The 14,782-nt window shown below is 64.9% G+C and carries 7 protein-coding genes; 3 read left to right on the forward strand and 4 right to left on the reverse strand.

Translation table 11 applies throughout. The features are described from left to right. Nucleotides 1–32: 32 nt before the first annotated feature. The gene (carB, locus tag ACQREB_RS03430; RefSeq protein WP_427765313.1) at nucleotides 33–3,287 is read right to left on the reverse strand and encodes a carbamoyl-phosphate synthase large subunit; all 3,255 of its coding nucleotides are present in this window, start codon (nucleotides 3,285–3,287) and stop codon (nucleotides 33–35) included. Between the two features lie 31 nt (nucleotides 3,288–3,318). Further along, nucleotides 3,319–4,419 carry a glutamine-hydrolyzing carbamoyl-phosphate synthase small subunit gene (gene carA, locus ACQREB_RS03435; protein WP_427765316.1) on the reverse strand — a complete coding sequence of 367 codons (1,101 nt, stop codon included), beginning with the start codon at nucleotides 4,417–4,419 and terminating at the stop codon, nucleotides 3,319–3,321. Between the two features lie 267 nt (nucleotides 4,420–4,686). On the opposite strand from carA, the gene gltB reads away from it, so the two are divergent. The 3 genes from gltB to ACQREB_RS03450 are packed head-to-tail and all read left to right on the forward strand — an operon-like array spanning nucleotide 4,687 to nucleotide 11,193. Continuing rightward, a complete protein-coding gene (gene gltB / locus ACQREB_RS03440) occupies nucleotides 4,687–9,144 on the forward strand; it encodes a glutamate synthase large subunit (protein ID WP_427765319.1) in 4,458 nt (1,485 codons plus the stop codon). A 31-nt stretch (nucleotides 9,145–9,175) separates the two neighbouring features. Next, on the forward strand, nucleotides 9,176–9,946 hold the full coding sequence (dapF, locus tag ACQREB_RS03445) for a diaminopimelate epimerase (protein ID WP_427765321.1): 771 nt from the start codon (nucleotides 9,176–9,178) through the stop codon (nucleotides 9,944–9,946). 32 nt (nucleotides 9,947–9,978) lie between these two features. Continuing rightward, nucleotides 9,979–11,193, forward strand: coding sequence for an LL-diaminopimelate aminotransferase (locus tag ACQREB_RS03450; RefSeq protein WP_427765324.1), 1,215 nt, complete (start codon nucleotides 9,979–9,981; stop codon nucleotides 11,191–11,193). On the opposite strand, the gene ACQREB_RS03455 is transcribed toward ACQREB_RS03450, so the two are convergent. Both ACQREB_RS03455 and ACQREB_RS03460 read right to left on the reverse strand, forming a co-directional pair. Further along, a complete protein-coding gene (locus ACQREB_RS03455; protein WP_427765325.1) occupies nucleotides 11,123–12,775 on the reverse strand; it encodes a hypothetical protein in 1,653 nt (550 codons plus the stop codon). The two genes, ACQREB_RS03450 and ACQREB_RS03455, sit on opposite strands and share 71 nt — an antisense overlap. A 219-nt stretch (nucleotides 12,776–12,994) precedes the next feature. Then, the gene (locus ACQREB_RS03460; protein ID WP_427765328.1) at nucleotides 12,995–14,749 is read right to left on the reverse strand and encodes a SulP family inorganic anion transporter; all 1,755 of its coding nucleotides are present in this window, start codon (nucleotides 14,747–14,749) and stop codon (nucleotides 12,995–12,997) included. Nucleotides 14,750–14,782: the final 33 nt, after the last annotated feature.

The raw sequence follows: 14,782 nt of genomic DNA on the forward strand, positions 1-14,782 counted from the left end.
CGGGCGGCGTTTTTGTTCCCGCGGGAACGCGTTCATTTCGCGAGGTGGCGGTGGTATTCCTGCAGGCTGCAGACTTCGAAGCGTCCGAATTCGAGCTTGTCCGTCAGCCCTTCGAGCGCGGCGCAGGCGCCGGCGATCGTCGTCGTGATCGGCACGCCCGAAGCGACCGCCTGCGAGCGCATCCGGATTTCGTCCACCATCGCGGCGGCGCCGGATTCGGTCGTGTTGACGATCCACTGGATTTCGCCGTCGCGGACGAGGTCGAGCAGGTTCGGTCTGCCGTCGGAGATGCGGAAGACGGCGCGCGCGCGGATCCCGGAATCGTAGAGCAGCGTCGCCGTGCCGAGCGTGGCGTAGAGCTTGAATCCGAGCTCCACGAGACGCCGCGCGACGTCGACGATCTTCGGCTTGTCGGCGTCCTTGACGGAGAGAAACACGTTCCCGCTCTGCGGCAGACGACTTCCCGCCGCGATCTGACTCTTGAGATACGCGATCCCGCGGTCGCGGTCGATGCTCATGACTTCGCCGGTCGATTTCATTTCCGGGCTGAGCACGACGTCCACGCCGGGGAACTTCACGAACGGGAACACGGCTTCCTTCACGGCGACGTAGGGCAGGCTCACTTCGCGCGTGAAGCCGAGCTCGCCGAGCTTCTTTCCCGTCATGCACAACGCGGCGAGCCCGGGCAGCGAAACGCCGATCGCCTTGCTGACGAAGGGCACCGTGCGCGAGGCGCGCGGGTTCACCTCGATCATGTAGAGCTCTCCGTCCTTGACGGCGAGCTGCATGTTCATGAGCCCGCAGACGTGAAGCTCGCGCGCGAAGGCGTGCGCGTATTCGCGGACTTTTTCGAGCACGGCGGGCGGGAGCGTCATCGGCGGCGTGACGCTCGCGGAGTCGCCGGAGTGAATGCCCGCGGGCTCGACGTGCTCGAGCACGGCGCCGATGACGGTCGTCTCGCCGTCGGAGATGCAGTCCACGTCCAGCTCGACGGCGTCCTCGAGAAAGCGGTCGATGAGAATCGGCTTTCCTTCGGCGACGGCGGCGGCCTCTTCGACGAATTTGCGGAGATATTTTTCCTTGTAAACGATGACCATGCCGCGCCCGCCGAGCACGAAGGACGGACGGACGAGCAGCGGGTAGCCGATCTTTTCGGCGACGGCGAGCGCCTCTTCGACGTTGTGCGCGATGCCGTTTTCAGGCTGGCGGATGCCGATGCGCGCGGCGAGCGTCTTGAAGAAGTCGCGGTCTTCGGCGAGGTCGATGTCGTCGGGGCTCGTGCCGATGACGTTCGCTCCCGCGCGGCGCAGCGCCTGCGCGAGATTGAGCGGCGTCTGCCCGCCGAACTGCACGATGACGCCGCAGCAGCGTTCCCGCTCGTAGACGTGCATGACGTCCTCGAGCGTGAGCGGTTCGAAGTAAAGCTTGTCCGACGTGTCGTAGTCCGTCGAGACCGTCTCCGGATTGGAATTGACCATGACGACCTCGTATCCCGCCTTGCGGAGCGCGAACGCGGCGTGGCAGCAGCAGTAGTCGAACTCGATGCCCTGTCCGATCCGGTTCGGTCCGCCGCCGAGCACCATGACGGATTTCTTCCCGCCGGAATCGCGCGGCGCTTCGCCGGAATCGGCGTAGGCGCTGTAGTAATACGGCGTGAGCGCCTCGAACTCGCCCGCGCAGGTGTCCACGGAACCGAACGCGGGAACGAGCCCGATGCGCGCGCGCGCGGCGCGGACGGCGTCCTCGTCCGTCTTCAGCAGAAACGCGATCTGGCGGTCGGAATAGCCGAATTCCTTGATCTGGCGGAAAAGCGCGGGATCGCGTTCGAGCGCGTCGAGCGTTCCCGCGGCGGCGATTTCGTCCTCGAACGCGGCGAGCTCGGCGAAGTGGCGCAGGAAGTAGCGGTCGATCTTCGTGATTTCGAAGACTTCGTCCGCGCTCCAGCCCCGGCGGAACGCGGCGCGGACGTAAAAGACGCGCTCGGCGCTCGGGCGCGCGAGCTCGGCGCGCAGCGTCGCGTCGTCGGCGCTCTCGAATTTTTCGTCCTTGCCGTCGGCGCCGAATCCGGCGCGTCCGATTTCGAGCGAGCGGAGCGCCTTCTGGAAGCTCTGCTTGAGATTGCGGCCGATCGCCATCGCCTCGCCGACGGACTTCATCTGCGTGCCGAGCGTGGAATCCGCGTTCGGGAACTTCTCGAACGTAAAGCGCGGCACCTTGGTGACGACGTAGTCGAGCGCGGGCTCGAAGCAGCTCGGCGTGGAGCCCGTGATGTCGTTGCGCAGCTCGTCGAGCGTGTAGCCGACGGCGAGCTTGGCGGCGATCTTCGCGATCGGGAAGCCGGTCGCCTTCGACGCGAGCGCGGAAGAGCGCGACACGCGCGGATTCATCTCGATGATGATGCGCCGCCCCGTCTCCGGATTCACCGCCCACTGCACGTTGGAGCCGCCGGTCTCGACGCCGATCGCCGCGAGCACGCGCAGCGAATCGTCGCGCATTTCCTGGTATTCGCGGTCGCTGAGCGTCTGAATCGGCGCGATCGTGATCGAGTCGCCCGTGTGCACGCCCATGGGATCGACGTTTTCGATGGAGCAGACGATGACGCTGTTCCCGCGCTTGTCGCGCATGACCTCCATCTCGAATTCCTTCCAGCCGAGCAGCGATTCCTCGATGAGCACCTCGCTGTTGAGGCTCGCCTCGAGCCCGCGGCGGACGATGGTCTCGAACTCCGCCTCGTCGTGCGCGATACCGCCTCCCGTGCCGCCGAGCGTGAATCCCGGGCGGATGATCAGCGGCCACGTGCCGATCGTCCGCGCGATCGCGCGCGCCTCGTTTTCCGTGTGCGCGGAGCCCGAGCGCGGCAGGTCGAGCCCGATGGAAAGCATCGTCTCCTTGAAGAGCAGACGGTCTTCCGCGCGCCGGATCGCGTCCGCGTTCGCGCCGATGAGCTCGACGCCGTAGCGCTTCAGCACGCCCTTGTCCGCGAGCTCCATCGCGAGATTGAGCGCCGTCTGCCCGCCGAGCGTCGGCAGAATCGCGTCCGGGCGTTCCCGCCGGATGATTTCGTGAAGAATGTCGGCGTTGAGCGGCTCGATGTAGGTGCGGTCCGCGAGCTCGGGATCGGTCATGACCGTCGCGGGATTGGAATTGACGAGCACGACCTCGAAGCCGTCGCTCTTCAGCGCCTTGCAGGCCTGAACCCCGGAATAATCGAATTCGCAGCCCTGCCCGATGACGATCGGGCCCGAACCGATGAGCAGAATTTTATGAATGTCTGTGCGTTTCGGCATGATTTGAAAAAGAGAATTTCCGGAAAATTTTTCAGCGCGCCATCAGCTCGCGGAAACGCTCGAAGAGCGGATACGCGTCGTGCGGGCCGGGCGCCGCCTCGGGGTGATACTGCACGCTGAAGGCGGGCTCCGTCCTGTGGCGGACGCCCTCGACCGTGCCGTCGTTGAGATTGACGTGCGTGAGCTCGAGCGCGGACGGCAGCGCGGCGTCCAGCGCGAAATTGTGATTCTGGCTCGTGATCTCGACCTTGCCCGTGAGCAGATCCTTCACGGGATGATTGCAGCCGTGATGCCCGAACTTCAGGCGGGAACACGACGCGCCGCACGCGAGCCCGAGCAGCTGATGCCCGAGGCAGATGCCCATCAGCGGCACCTTGCCGAGCAGGCGGCGGATGTTTTCCGAAGCGTATTTCACGGCGGAAGGATCGGCGGGACCGTTCGAGAGAAACACGCCGTCCGGGCGCATCGCGAGCACGTCCTCCGCCGGCGTCGCGGCGGGAACGACGGTCACGCGCATGTCGTGCGCGGCGAGCCCGCGGAGAATGTTGCGCTTCACGCCGAAATCGTAGGCGACGACGCGATACGTTCCCGCGTCGCTCCACGCGTAGGGCGCGTCCGTCGTCACGCGCGAGGCGTAGTCCTGGCCGTCGAGCCCTTCCCAGGCGCGGGCGCGGGCGACCGCCTCCGCCTCGGAGACGGGCTCGTCGGAAACGTGCAGATACGCCTTCTGATTCCCGCGGGAACGCAGAATGAGCGTGAGCGCGCGCGTGTCCGCGCCGGCGATCGCGGGAACGCCCGCACGGCACAGATAATCTTCGAGCGATTCCTCGGAACGGAAGTTCGAGGGCGCGTTGAGCTCGTGCACGACGAGCCCGTTCAAAAACAACCCCCGCGACTCGGCGTCGGCGGGGGAACATCCGTAATTCCCGATTTCGGGAGACGTCAGCGTGACGAACTGCCCGGCGTAGGACGGATCCGTGAGGATTTCCTGATACCCGGTCATGCCGGTGTTGAAGACGACTTCGCCGACGGCGTCCTTTTTCGCGCCGACGGAGAAGCCGCGCAGCACGGTGCCGTCCGCCAACGCCAGGAACGCCGCGCGCTCCCGTTTTTCTTTCCAGTTGAATTTCATTGGGGCGCGATACAGGCACAAAGCGTGCCACGGCGCGGGAACGCGCGTCGAAGGCTTCAACGCTCGGGATTCAAGCTCTGAAGCGCCGCGGGAACGCGCCCGCGGGGAATTACGTTTTTCGTAAAACCCGAAAGAACGCCTTTTCAAAAAACGTAAATTCCGCCGAACCTCGGATTTCCCTTTTCTTTAGGCTTCAGGCTCTAAGCTCGCGGTTTTCCCTTCATGGCACGCTTTGTGCGAACATGGGCGCCAAATTTTACCGAACCCATGAAAACAGAAAACCTTTCGAAGCCTCAGATTTTCCGACAGCGCGCGAGCGCGCTCTACGATCCTTCGCAGGAACACGACGCGTGCGGCGTCGGCATGGTCGCCGACCTGAACGGGAACGCCAGCCACCGCGTCGTCGAATGCGGCATCACCGTGCTGCGCCGCCTGATGCACCGCGGCGCGGCGGGCAGCGACCCCGAGACCGGCGACGGCGCGGGCCTGCTCCTTTCGATTCCGGACGCGTTCTTCCGCGCCGTGCTTCCCGTGGCGCTCCCGCCGGCGGGCCGCTACGGCGTCGCGATGCTCTTCGGCGGAAACGGCGCGGACGACGCGATGCGCGCCGTCGTCGAGGAAGAAGGCGGGCGCGTGATCTTCCGCCGCGAAGTGCCCGTCCACCCGGAATTCATCGGCAAGACCGCGCGCGAGAGCGCCCCGCGCATCTCGCAGCTCTTCATCGACGGGAGCGCGTTCGCCGACCGCGGCACGTTCGAGCGCAAGCTCTTCGTCATGCGCCGCCGCATCGAAAAGCTCGGGCTCGATCTCTACGTCTGCAGCATGTCGTCGCGCAGCGTCGTCTACAAGGGCCTGCTGCTCGCGACGCAGCTCTCGGAATTTTATCCGGACCTGAACGATCCGCGCTTCGTGTCGCGCCTCGCGCTCGTGCACCAGCGCTACAGCACGAACACGTTCCCGACGTGGAACCTCGCGCACCCGTTCCGCTACCTCGCGCACAACGGCGAAATCAACACGCTGCGCGGCAATCTCAACGCGCTCAAGGCGCGGGAACGCCTGATGGAATCGCCGCTCTTCGGCGATGACCTGAAGAAGCTGCTCCCGCTTATCGACGCCGGGCAGAGCGACTCCGCGAGCCTCGACAACATGTTCGAGCTGCTCGTCGCCGCGGGCCGCCCGATGGAGCACGCGATGCTGATGCTGCTCCCGCAGGCGTGGGGCGCGAAATACTACATGGGCAACGACGTGCGCGGATTCTTCGAATACCATTCCGCGCTGATGGAGCCGTGGGACGGTCCCGCCGCCGTGGCGTTCAGCGACGGCGTGAACGCGGGCGCGATTCTCGACCGCAACGGACTGCGCCCCGCGCGCTTCACGCTCTGCCGCGACGGGCTTTTCGTGCTCGCGAGCGAAACAGGCGTGCTCGACATTCCGCCCACGCAGATCGTCTCCAAGGGCAGACTGAAGCCCGGCGAAATGATCTTCCTCGACCTCGAAAGCCACCGCATCCTGCGCGACGCCGAGCTGAAGAACCGCATCGCGCGCTCCAAGCCCTACCGCCGCTGGGTCGAGGAAAACCGCCTCTCCGTGCACGGGCTCTTCACGGACATCACCGCGTCCGAGCCCGAAAGCGACCTCGCCGACCGCCAGCGCTTCTTCGGCTACACGCGCGAGGATCTCGACCTCATCATCAAGCCGATGAGCGAAAGCGGCAAGGAGCCGATCGGCTCCATGGGCAACGACGCGGCGCTCGCCGTGCTTTCCTCCAAGCCGCAGCTGCTCTTCCAGTATTTCAAGCAGCTCTTCGCGCAGGTGACGAACCCGCCGATCGACCCGATCCGCGAAGAGCTCGTCATGAGCCTGATGACCTACATCGGCAACAAGGGCAACATTCTCGCGGAAACGCCCGAGCACGCGCGCCTCATCAAGCTGCGCCGGCCGATCCTCACGGACGACGAGCAGCGCCGCCTCGAACAGGTGGACGACGCCGGCTACGAGGCAGCCTCGATCACGTGCGCGTTCCCGCGCGGCGGCGACGGGAACGCCCTGCGCGCCGCGCTCGCGGAAATCCGCGAAAAGGCGGTGGCGGCCGTGCGCGGCGGCAAGCGCATCGTCGTGCTTTCCGACCGCGACCTGCCCGCGGGAACGGCGGCGATTCCCTCGCTGCTGGCGACGTCGGCGGTGAACCGCGCGCTCATCGACGCGGGCCTGCGCCCGGAAATCGGGCTCATCGTGCAGTCCGGCGAAGTGCGCGAGATCATGCACTTCGCGCTGCTGCTCGGCTTCGGCGCGACGGCGGTCAATCCCTACCTCGCGCTGCAGACGGTGACGTCGCTCGCGCGCGCCGGCAAAATCGCCTGCGATCCCGTCACGGCGGCGAGCAACTACATCAACGCCGTGGACAAGGGGCTGCTCAAGATCATGTCCAAGCTCGGCATCTCGACGCTGCGCAGCTACCGCTCCGCGCAGGCGTTCGAGGTGGTCGGGCTTTCCCGCGCCTTCATCGACGAATTTCTGCCCGGCGTCGCGAGCCGCATCGGCGGCGTCGGCATCGACGAAATCGCGCGCGAAGCGGACGCCCGCGCCGCCGCGCTCGACGCCGTTCCCGCCGCGGCCGCGAAGCCCGGCGTTCCCGCGCCCCTGCCCGAAGGCGGCCAGTACCGCGTCGTCCGCGGCGGCGAGACGCACCTGTGGACGCCGCTCTCGATGAAGACCTTCCGCGAAGCCGTTCAGGGCGGCGACTACGCCAAGTTCAAGGAATTTTCCGCCTTCGTGGACGACCAGTCCGAGCGGCTCTGCACGCTGCGCGGGCTCTTCGAGTTCGCGCCGACGCGCCCGCTCCCGCTCGACGCCGTCGAAAGCGCGGAATCAATCATGACGCGCTTCGTCTCCGGCGCGATGTCGCTCGGCTCGCTCAGCCCGGAGACGCACCGCACGATCGCGGCCGCGATGAACCGCATCGGCGCGATGAGCAACTGCGGCGAAGGCGGCGAAAACAGCGACCGCTTCGACACCGAGCTCAACAGCGCCGTGAAGCAGATCGCGAGCGGCCGCTTCGGCGTGACGATCAACTACCTGCGCCACGCGCGCGAGCTCCAAATCAAGATGGCTCAGGGCGCGAAGCCCGGCGAAGGCGGCCAGCTGCCCGGGCACAAGGTGGACGAATTCATCGCGCAGGTGCGCCACTCGATGCCGCACGTGACGCTGATCTCGCCGCCGCCGCACCACGACATTTATTCGATCGAGGACCTTGCGCAGCTCATCTTCGACCTGCGCAACGCGAATCCCGCGGCGCGGATTTCCGTGAAGCTCGTCTCCGAACTCGGCGTGGGCACCGTCGCCGCCGGCGTCGCCAAGGCGCACGCGGACGTCGTGCTCATCTCCGGTCACGACGGCGGCACGGGCGCCTCTCCGCTCACGAGCATCAAGCACGCCGGGCTCCCGTGGGAACTCGGGCTCGCGGAGGCGCAGCAGACGCTCGTGCTCAACAAGCTCCGCGGGCGCGTCCGCCTGCAGGTGGACGGTCAAATCAAGACCGGGCGCGACGTCGTCGTCGGCGCGCTGCTCGGCGCAGAGGAATTCGGCTTCGCGACGATGCTGCTCGCGTGTCTCGGCTGCATCATGGACCGCCGCTGCCACACGAACAAGTGCCCCGTCGGCCTCACGACGCAGGACCCGGAATTGCGGAAAAAATTCGCGGGCAAGCCGGAATACATCATCAATTACCTGCGCTTCGTCGCGGAAGAGACGCGGGAACACCTCGCCGCGCTCGGGCTGCGCAGCCTCGACGAAGCCTGCGGCCGCAGCGACCTGCTGCGCACGAACCGCGCGATCGATTTCTTCAAGGCGGCGAATCTGGACTTTTCCGCGATCTTCGCTCCCGCGAAGGGCGAGCGCGTGCGCTTCGACGCCGACGCGCCGAAGGAGCCGCTCCGCGCGTTCGACGACCGCGAGCTGCTCGGCGCGCTCAGGCTCGACGGTTCCCGCGAAACGCTCTTCCGCGAAATCTCCAACGTGGACCGCACGGCGGGAACGCGCCTCTCGGGCGAAATCGTCGCGCGCTTCGGCGAGAAAGGTCTGCCCGAAGACACGATCACGGTGAACTTCCGCGGCGTCGCCGGGCAGAGCTTCGGCGCCTTCCTCGCGCCGGGCGTCACGCTGCACCTGTGCGGCGAGGCGAACGACTTCGTCGGCAAAGGCATTTCCGGCGGCAAGATCGTCGTGCGCGTTCCGCCGGAAGCGGCGTTCGCGGCGGAATCCAACGTCATCGCCGGGAACGTCGTCGGCTACGGCGGCACGGCGGGCAAGATTTTCGTCAACGGGCTCGCGGGCGAGCGCTTCGGCATCCGCAACAGCGGCGCGACGCTCGTCGCCGAAGGCGTCGGCGACCACGGCTGCGAATACATGACCGGCGGGCGCGTCGTCGTGCTCGGCAAGGTCGGCGTCAACTTCGCCGCGGGCATGACGGGCGGGCTCGCCTACGTCTTCGACGAGACGGGAGACTTCGACCTCAGCTGCAACATCGAGAGCGTGGACCTCGAAAGCATCGAGCCGGGAACGGCGGCGGAAGCCGAGCTGCGCGCGCTCATCGAGGCGCACTACGACGAGACCGGAAGCGCGAAGGCGCGGCGCGTTCTCGAAGACTGGGAAAACTGCCGCCCGAAATTCGTCCGCGTCTTCCCCGTGGAATACCGCAACGCCCTCGCGAAAATGCAGAACAAGTGACGCAAAGGACAAACTTCTGATTTTTACAGCCATGCGATTCTTCAAATACACCGGACTCGGGAACGACTTCGTCGTCGTCCGCGCCGAAGACGTTCCCGCGACGCTCGACGCCGTCGCGCTCTGCGACCGCCGCTTCGGCGTCGGCGCCGACGGCGTCGTGATCGTGCGCCCGCTCGGCGGGAACGCCTACGAAATGCGCATCCTCAACTCCGACGGCTCCGTCGCGATGATGTGCGGGAACGCCTCGCGCTGCGTCGCGAAATTCATCCGCGACCGCCTCGGCGGCGACGGGAACGCGTTCGACCTGCACACGCTCAGCGGCGTCGTCCGCACCGAAATCCGCGCCGACGGGCTCGTCCGCGTGGACATGGGCAAGGCGCGCGACTTCCTCGGCGCCATCTCGCTGCGGACGGACGGGCGCGAGTTTTCCGCCGAAACCGTCTCCATGGGCAACCCGCACGCCGTGATCTTCACGGACGACGCGGGCGCCGTGCCGCTCGAAAAATGGGGCGCCGCGCTCGAGCACGACTCGCAGTTTCCCGACCGCTGCAACATCGAATTCGCGCAGGCGCTCTCGCGCGAAAAAATCCGCATGCGCGTGTGGGAACGCGGCTGCGGCGTCACTGCCGCCTGCGGCACGGGCAGCTGCGCGACCTTCGTCGCCGCGCAGAAACGCGGGCTCGTCGGCGCGGGAGCGGAAATCGTCCTCGACGGAGGCTCGCTCTTCATCGAGCGAGAACGCGACGACGCGTCCGTCTTCATGACGGGCGCCGCGCGCGAAGTCTTCCTCGGCGAAATCTGAAAGTCGTTTCTTTAAGCCTTAACCTTTTTTCCATGAACGAAAAAATCCTCAATCCGTATTATTCCCGGCTCCCGGAGAGCTATCTTTTCTCGACGATCGCGGCGCGCATCGCGCAGTACCGCGACACGCATCCGAGCGCGCGCATCATCCGCCTCGGCATCGGCGACGTCACGCGGCCGCTCGTTCCCGCCGTCGTCGAGGCGATGCACGCCGCCACCGACGAAATGGCGAAGAAGGCGAGCTTCCGCGGCTACGGGCCCGAACAGGGCTACGCCTTCCTGCGCGAAGCCGTCGTGCGCGGCGAATACGCGTCGCGCAACGTGGACGTCAGCCCCGACGAGGTCTTCATCAGCGACGGCTCCAAGTGCGACGTCGCGAACTTCCAGGAGCTCTTTTCCTCCGACTGCCGCGTCGCGATTCCCGATCCCGTCTATCCCGTCTATCTCGACAGCAACGTCATGGCGGGACGCAGCGGGAACGTCGCTCCCGACGGGCATTTCGACGGCGTCGTCTATCTCGCCGCCGACGCGGACAACGACTTCCAGCCGAGCGTGCCCGACGTTCCCGCGGAAATCATCTACCTGTGCAGCCCGAACAACCCGACGGGAACGGTGCTCACGCGCGCGACGCTGGAAAAATTCGTCGAATACGCGCTGGCGCACGGCTCCGTGATTCTCTTCGACGCGGCGTATTCCGCCTACATCCGCGACGAAGGGCTGCCGCATTCGATCTACGAAATTCCCGGCGCGAAGAAATGCGCGGTCGAGTTCCGCAGCTTCTCCAAGACCGCCGGCTTCACGGGCGTGCGCTGCGCGTGCACGGTCGTGCCGCACGAAATGCCGGAGCTCCACGCGATGTGGCTGCGCCGCCAGACGACGAAGTTCAACGGCGTGAACTACATCGTGCAGCGCGGCGCCGAAGCCGTCTATTCCGAAGCCGGCAACCGCCAGATCCGCGAAGTCGTCGCCGGCTACATGGCGAACGCCGCGAAGATCCGCGCCAAGCTCGCCGAATGCGGCCACACGGTTTACGGGGGCGAGCACGCGCCCTACATCTGGTGGAAGCTCGCGGGCGGCGAAAAATCGTTCGATTTCTTCGACCGTCTCCTGGAGACCTGCGAAGTCGTCGGCACGCCGGGCAGCGGCTTCGGTCCGCGCGGCGAAGGCTATTTCCGCCTCACCGCCTTCGGCGACCCGGAAGAAACGGAGCTCGCGCTGCTCCGCATCGCCGCCAAGCTCTCCCGCTGACGCGTTTCCGACCGCAGAGAAACGGAACTCCGCGGGAACGAAAAGGAGGGCGACCGCCCGCGGTCGCTCTCCGAAATCTTACACGCACGCGCTCGTCGACATACTTCCCGCCGATTCTATACGCTACAAGCTTCCCGTTGCCGTCGAAGCAAGCATCTCCATCACTTGATCGTGCTCCGGAAAAACCCCCAACTTCTCGTGGTAATTCAGAATCGAACGCCCCATCTGAAGAAGCTGCTTTTCCGTTTTCAGACAAAGTAGCGTCTGAAATATCGTCTCGGAAGAGAGCCCGCAATAAATCAACAGATGGCAGACGCCCGCGCGACGTGGCGTCATCCAAGAGCTGATATGCTCGTTTTCTCCTGCGGTCAAATTCATCCTTCGGCGAATTTATTTCGAAAACCGCAAGGATGTCAAACGACGCGGAAAAAGAGTCCGATTTCCGAATCAAGTAAGCCCTTTCGGAATCGACGCTGAAGTAGAAATCAATCTTCCGCTTGCTGTCGCGCAGTGCGCCGTAATTGATGTTCAACTCGGCGAGCTCCTGCATATCGACGACCCGCCAATTATCCCACTTCCCGCGCTTCCGAAGAACCGAATACCTTATGTCCGGATCTTCCGGCGCATACGTCCCCGCGTTCCCCGTCGCGCTCTTGAACGCAGGACTCTCTCTGTTCCTCCGTTCCTCTGTGTTCTCTGTGTTAACCTCGCCGCCGTCGCGGACTACCGAGTTTCTTCTTCCTCGTCGAACTCGCCGTGCGAATAAACGCCCGTCTGGCGTATAGACACCATCGCCATCATCACTTGATTGTGATTCGGCATTTTCCCCGTCTTCTCCCAATAAGCTATCATTCCCTCGCCCATTGTCCGCATTTGCTCGTCCGTTTTCAAACCGAGAAGCACCGCCAACACCGCGTCCGAACTCATTTCTGAAAACGCCAACAGACCGCACAACGCCGCTCGCTTGCGTGTCCACCAGCTGTCGTATTGCTCGTTTTCTTCTCGCTTCAAATTCTTCATAGGGAATATCGACGCTGAAAACGTCGGCGATCGTGAAGTCTCCGAAATTCTTGCCCTTCACGCAAATGAAAACGAACCCGTCGAAGTAATAGGCATCGACCTTGCCGCGGTCATGCCAATACGTCCCGACTTGGCTCGCCAGCCGCCCGTAATCCGCTTTATCCTCGATGCGCCATTCCGACAAATCGGCACGCGAATACCTTTCGTCCTTTCCGTCATTTTCGTCCCCTTCTTCTCCTTTTTCCCCGACGCCTACCGCTTCCTCGCCGTCGCTCGCAAGCACCGCGTCCATCATCTCCCGCATCGCCGCGTGCGCGTCGCTCAGCGCGTTCGCAACCCTGCGCCCGTCCTCCGCCGAAAGCTCGCGCGCCTTGTCCGCTCCCGCGTTCCCGCGCGAAAAATAAACGAAGCCGCGCTCTTCCTTGTTCCGCCTCTGCGCCTCTTCCGCCTCGCTCGCCTTGATTTTCTCGACGACCTCCGCGTGCGCCTTCTCAAGCGTCCGGATGCGCTCCTCCTTCTCCTTCGGAAACGGAGCGAACTTCCGCGCCTTCAGCTCCTTCAACGAAGCCTCCTCTTCCGGAATCGCCGCCTTCAGCGCGTCACGATTCCTCCGAAGCTGGTCGAGAACGCCGAAAACGCGCTGAAGAGCACCGATAGGGGCTCCGTAGTCGTAATTCCCTGCCGCGATGCGCTCCCGCCCCGAATAGACGGAATCCGAAATTCCGACGGCTCTCGGAAAACCCGCTCATGCGGCGCGACCGCCGCGCGGCAGGAAGCCGTCTCAAACGTCCGGGTTTTCGGCGATGCGCGCGCTTTCGCGTTCCCGCAGAATCGCCTCCGCGCGCTCGATCGCGGACTGCATGTCGCGGCAGATGTTTTCCGCGCCGATTTCGAGGTCGGAGTGCTCGATCGCCTTTTTCGGCTGCGGGTGCAGCCCGGCGATGACGAGCGCGGTGCCGTCAGCCTTCATGTCCAGGCGCGTTTCCGCGATGGCGTGAATGCCCGTCGCGTCGATGGAGATGAGGTTGCTCAGGTCAAGAATGAACACCTTGGGCTTGCGGCCGACGCGCTTGAAGTTTTCGCGGAACTGATCGACCGCGCCGAAGAAGAGCGAGCCGAAGACCTCGAAGACCTCGACGTCGTCGGGCAGCTTTTCGCGCCACGCCGCGAGCGTGCCGTGCGGGTCGAACTCGTTTTCGCCCAGCTGTCTGCGTGAGAACACGTGGAATTCCGCCGTCTCCGATTCGCGCTTCAGGAACAGGAACGCCGAGAGCACGACGCCGACCTCGATCGCGACGGAAAGATCGACGAAGACCGTGAGAAAAAACGTCAGCAGCAGCACGATGATGTCGCTCTTCGGCGAAGTGCGCAGCAGCCCGTAGAACGAGCGCCAGCCGCTCATCGTGTAGGAGACGAGCACGAGCACCGCGCCCAGCGCGCACATCGGCACGTAGACGATGAACTGCCCGAGGCAGAGCAGAATCGCGAGCAGCACGCCCGCGTGAACGAGCGCGGAAATCGGCGTGCGGCCGCCGTTCTTGATATTCGCCGCCGTGCGCGCGATCGCGCCCGTCGCGGGAATGCCGCCGAAAAGCGGCGAAAGAATGTTGCCGATGCCCTGCGCGACGAGCTCCGCGTTCGGGCGGTGGCGGCGCCCCGTCATGCCGTCGGCGACGACCGCCGAAAGCAGCGATTCGATCGAGCCCAGGAGCGCGATCAGAAACGCGGGAGCGATCAGCTCGCGCATCTTTTCAAAATTCAGATCGGCGAAGATGCTGAAGTCCGGCGTCGGAACGCCCGACGGGAACGGCTTGTCCGAGAAGAATTTGCTGCCGATGGTGACGACGCCGTCCGGGTTTTCCGCTCCCGCGCCCCAGCCGAGCCCGAGCACCGCGAGCGTCGCCGCCACGATGACGAAAAGCGCTCCCGGAATCTTCGACGTGAAGCGCGGCCAGATGAACACCGCCGCCGTCGCGACCGCGGAGACGATCACCGTGCGCCAGTTCGCCGTGTCGAAATACAGCAGATAGAGCGACCACTTGCCGACGAAGTCGCCCGGCACCTTCAGCCCCTTCGGGAACGTCAGCCCGAACAGGTCCGGAATCTGCGTCGAAAAAATCGTCACCGCGATGCCCGCCGTGAAGCCGACGATGACCGGATAGGAAATGAACTTGAGCAGCGCGCCCATCTTCGCCAGCCCCATGGCGACGAGGATCATGCCCGCCATCACCGTCGCGAACGCGAGCCCGCTCAGCCCGTACTGCGCCACGATCGCGTAGATGATCGGGATGAACGCGCCCGTCGGCCCGCAGACCTGCGTGCGGCTGCCGCCGAAAATCGCGATCGCGAAGCCCGCGACGATCGCCGTGTAAAGCCCCTTTTCGGGAGCGACGCCCGAGGCGACGGCGAACGCGATCGCCAGCGGCAGCGCAATGACGCCGACGATGACGCCGGCGATGAGGTCGGACTTGAAATCCTTTTTCCCGTAGCCTTCCTGCAATACGGTCAGCAGTTTCGGTTTCAGATCGGAACGCATGGTGAAGATGAAAAAATGAGGCGCGGATTTTAC

The organism is Candidatus Spyradosoma sp. SGI.093 (genome assembly GCF_050314555.1).
In the GTDB taxonomy this organism is placed as follows: Bacteria; Verrucomicrobiota; Verrucomicrobiia; order Opitutales; family UBA953; genus Spyradosoma.

Bases quoted from the DNA above. Each gene is read 5' to 3' on its own strand.
- dapF (WP_427765321.1), top strand. From the start codon at position 9,176: ATGCGATTCTTCAAATACACCGGACTCGGGAACGACTTCGTCGTCGTC.
- carA (WP_427765316.1), bottom strand. From the start codon at position 4,419: ATGAAATTCAACTGGAAAGAAAAACGGGAGCGCGCGGCGTTCCTGGCG.
- carB (WP_427765313.1), bottom strand. From the start codon at position 3,287: ATGCCGAAACGCACAGACATTCATAAAATTCTGCTCATCGGTTCGGGC.
- gltB (WP_427765319.1), top strand. From the start codon at position 4,687: ATGAAAACAGAAAACCTTTCGAAGCCTCAGATTTTCCGACAGCGCGCG.
- ACQREB_RS03450 (WP_427765324.1), top strand. From the start codon at position 9,979: ATGAACGAAAAAATCCTCAATCCGTATTATTCCCGGCTCCCGGAGAGC.
- ACQREB_RS03460 (WP_427765328.1), bottom strand. From the start codon at position 14,749: ATGCGTTCCGATCTGAAACCGAAACTGCTGACCGTATTGCAGGAAGGC.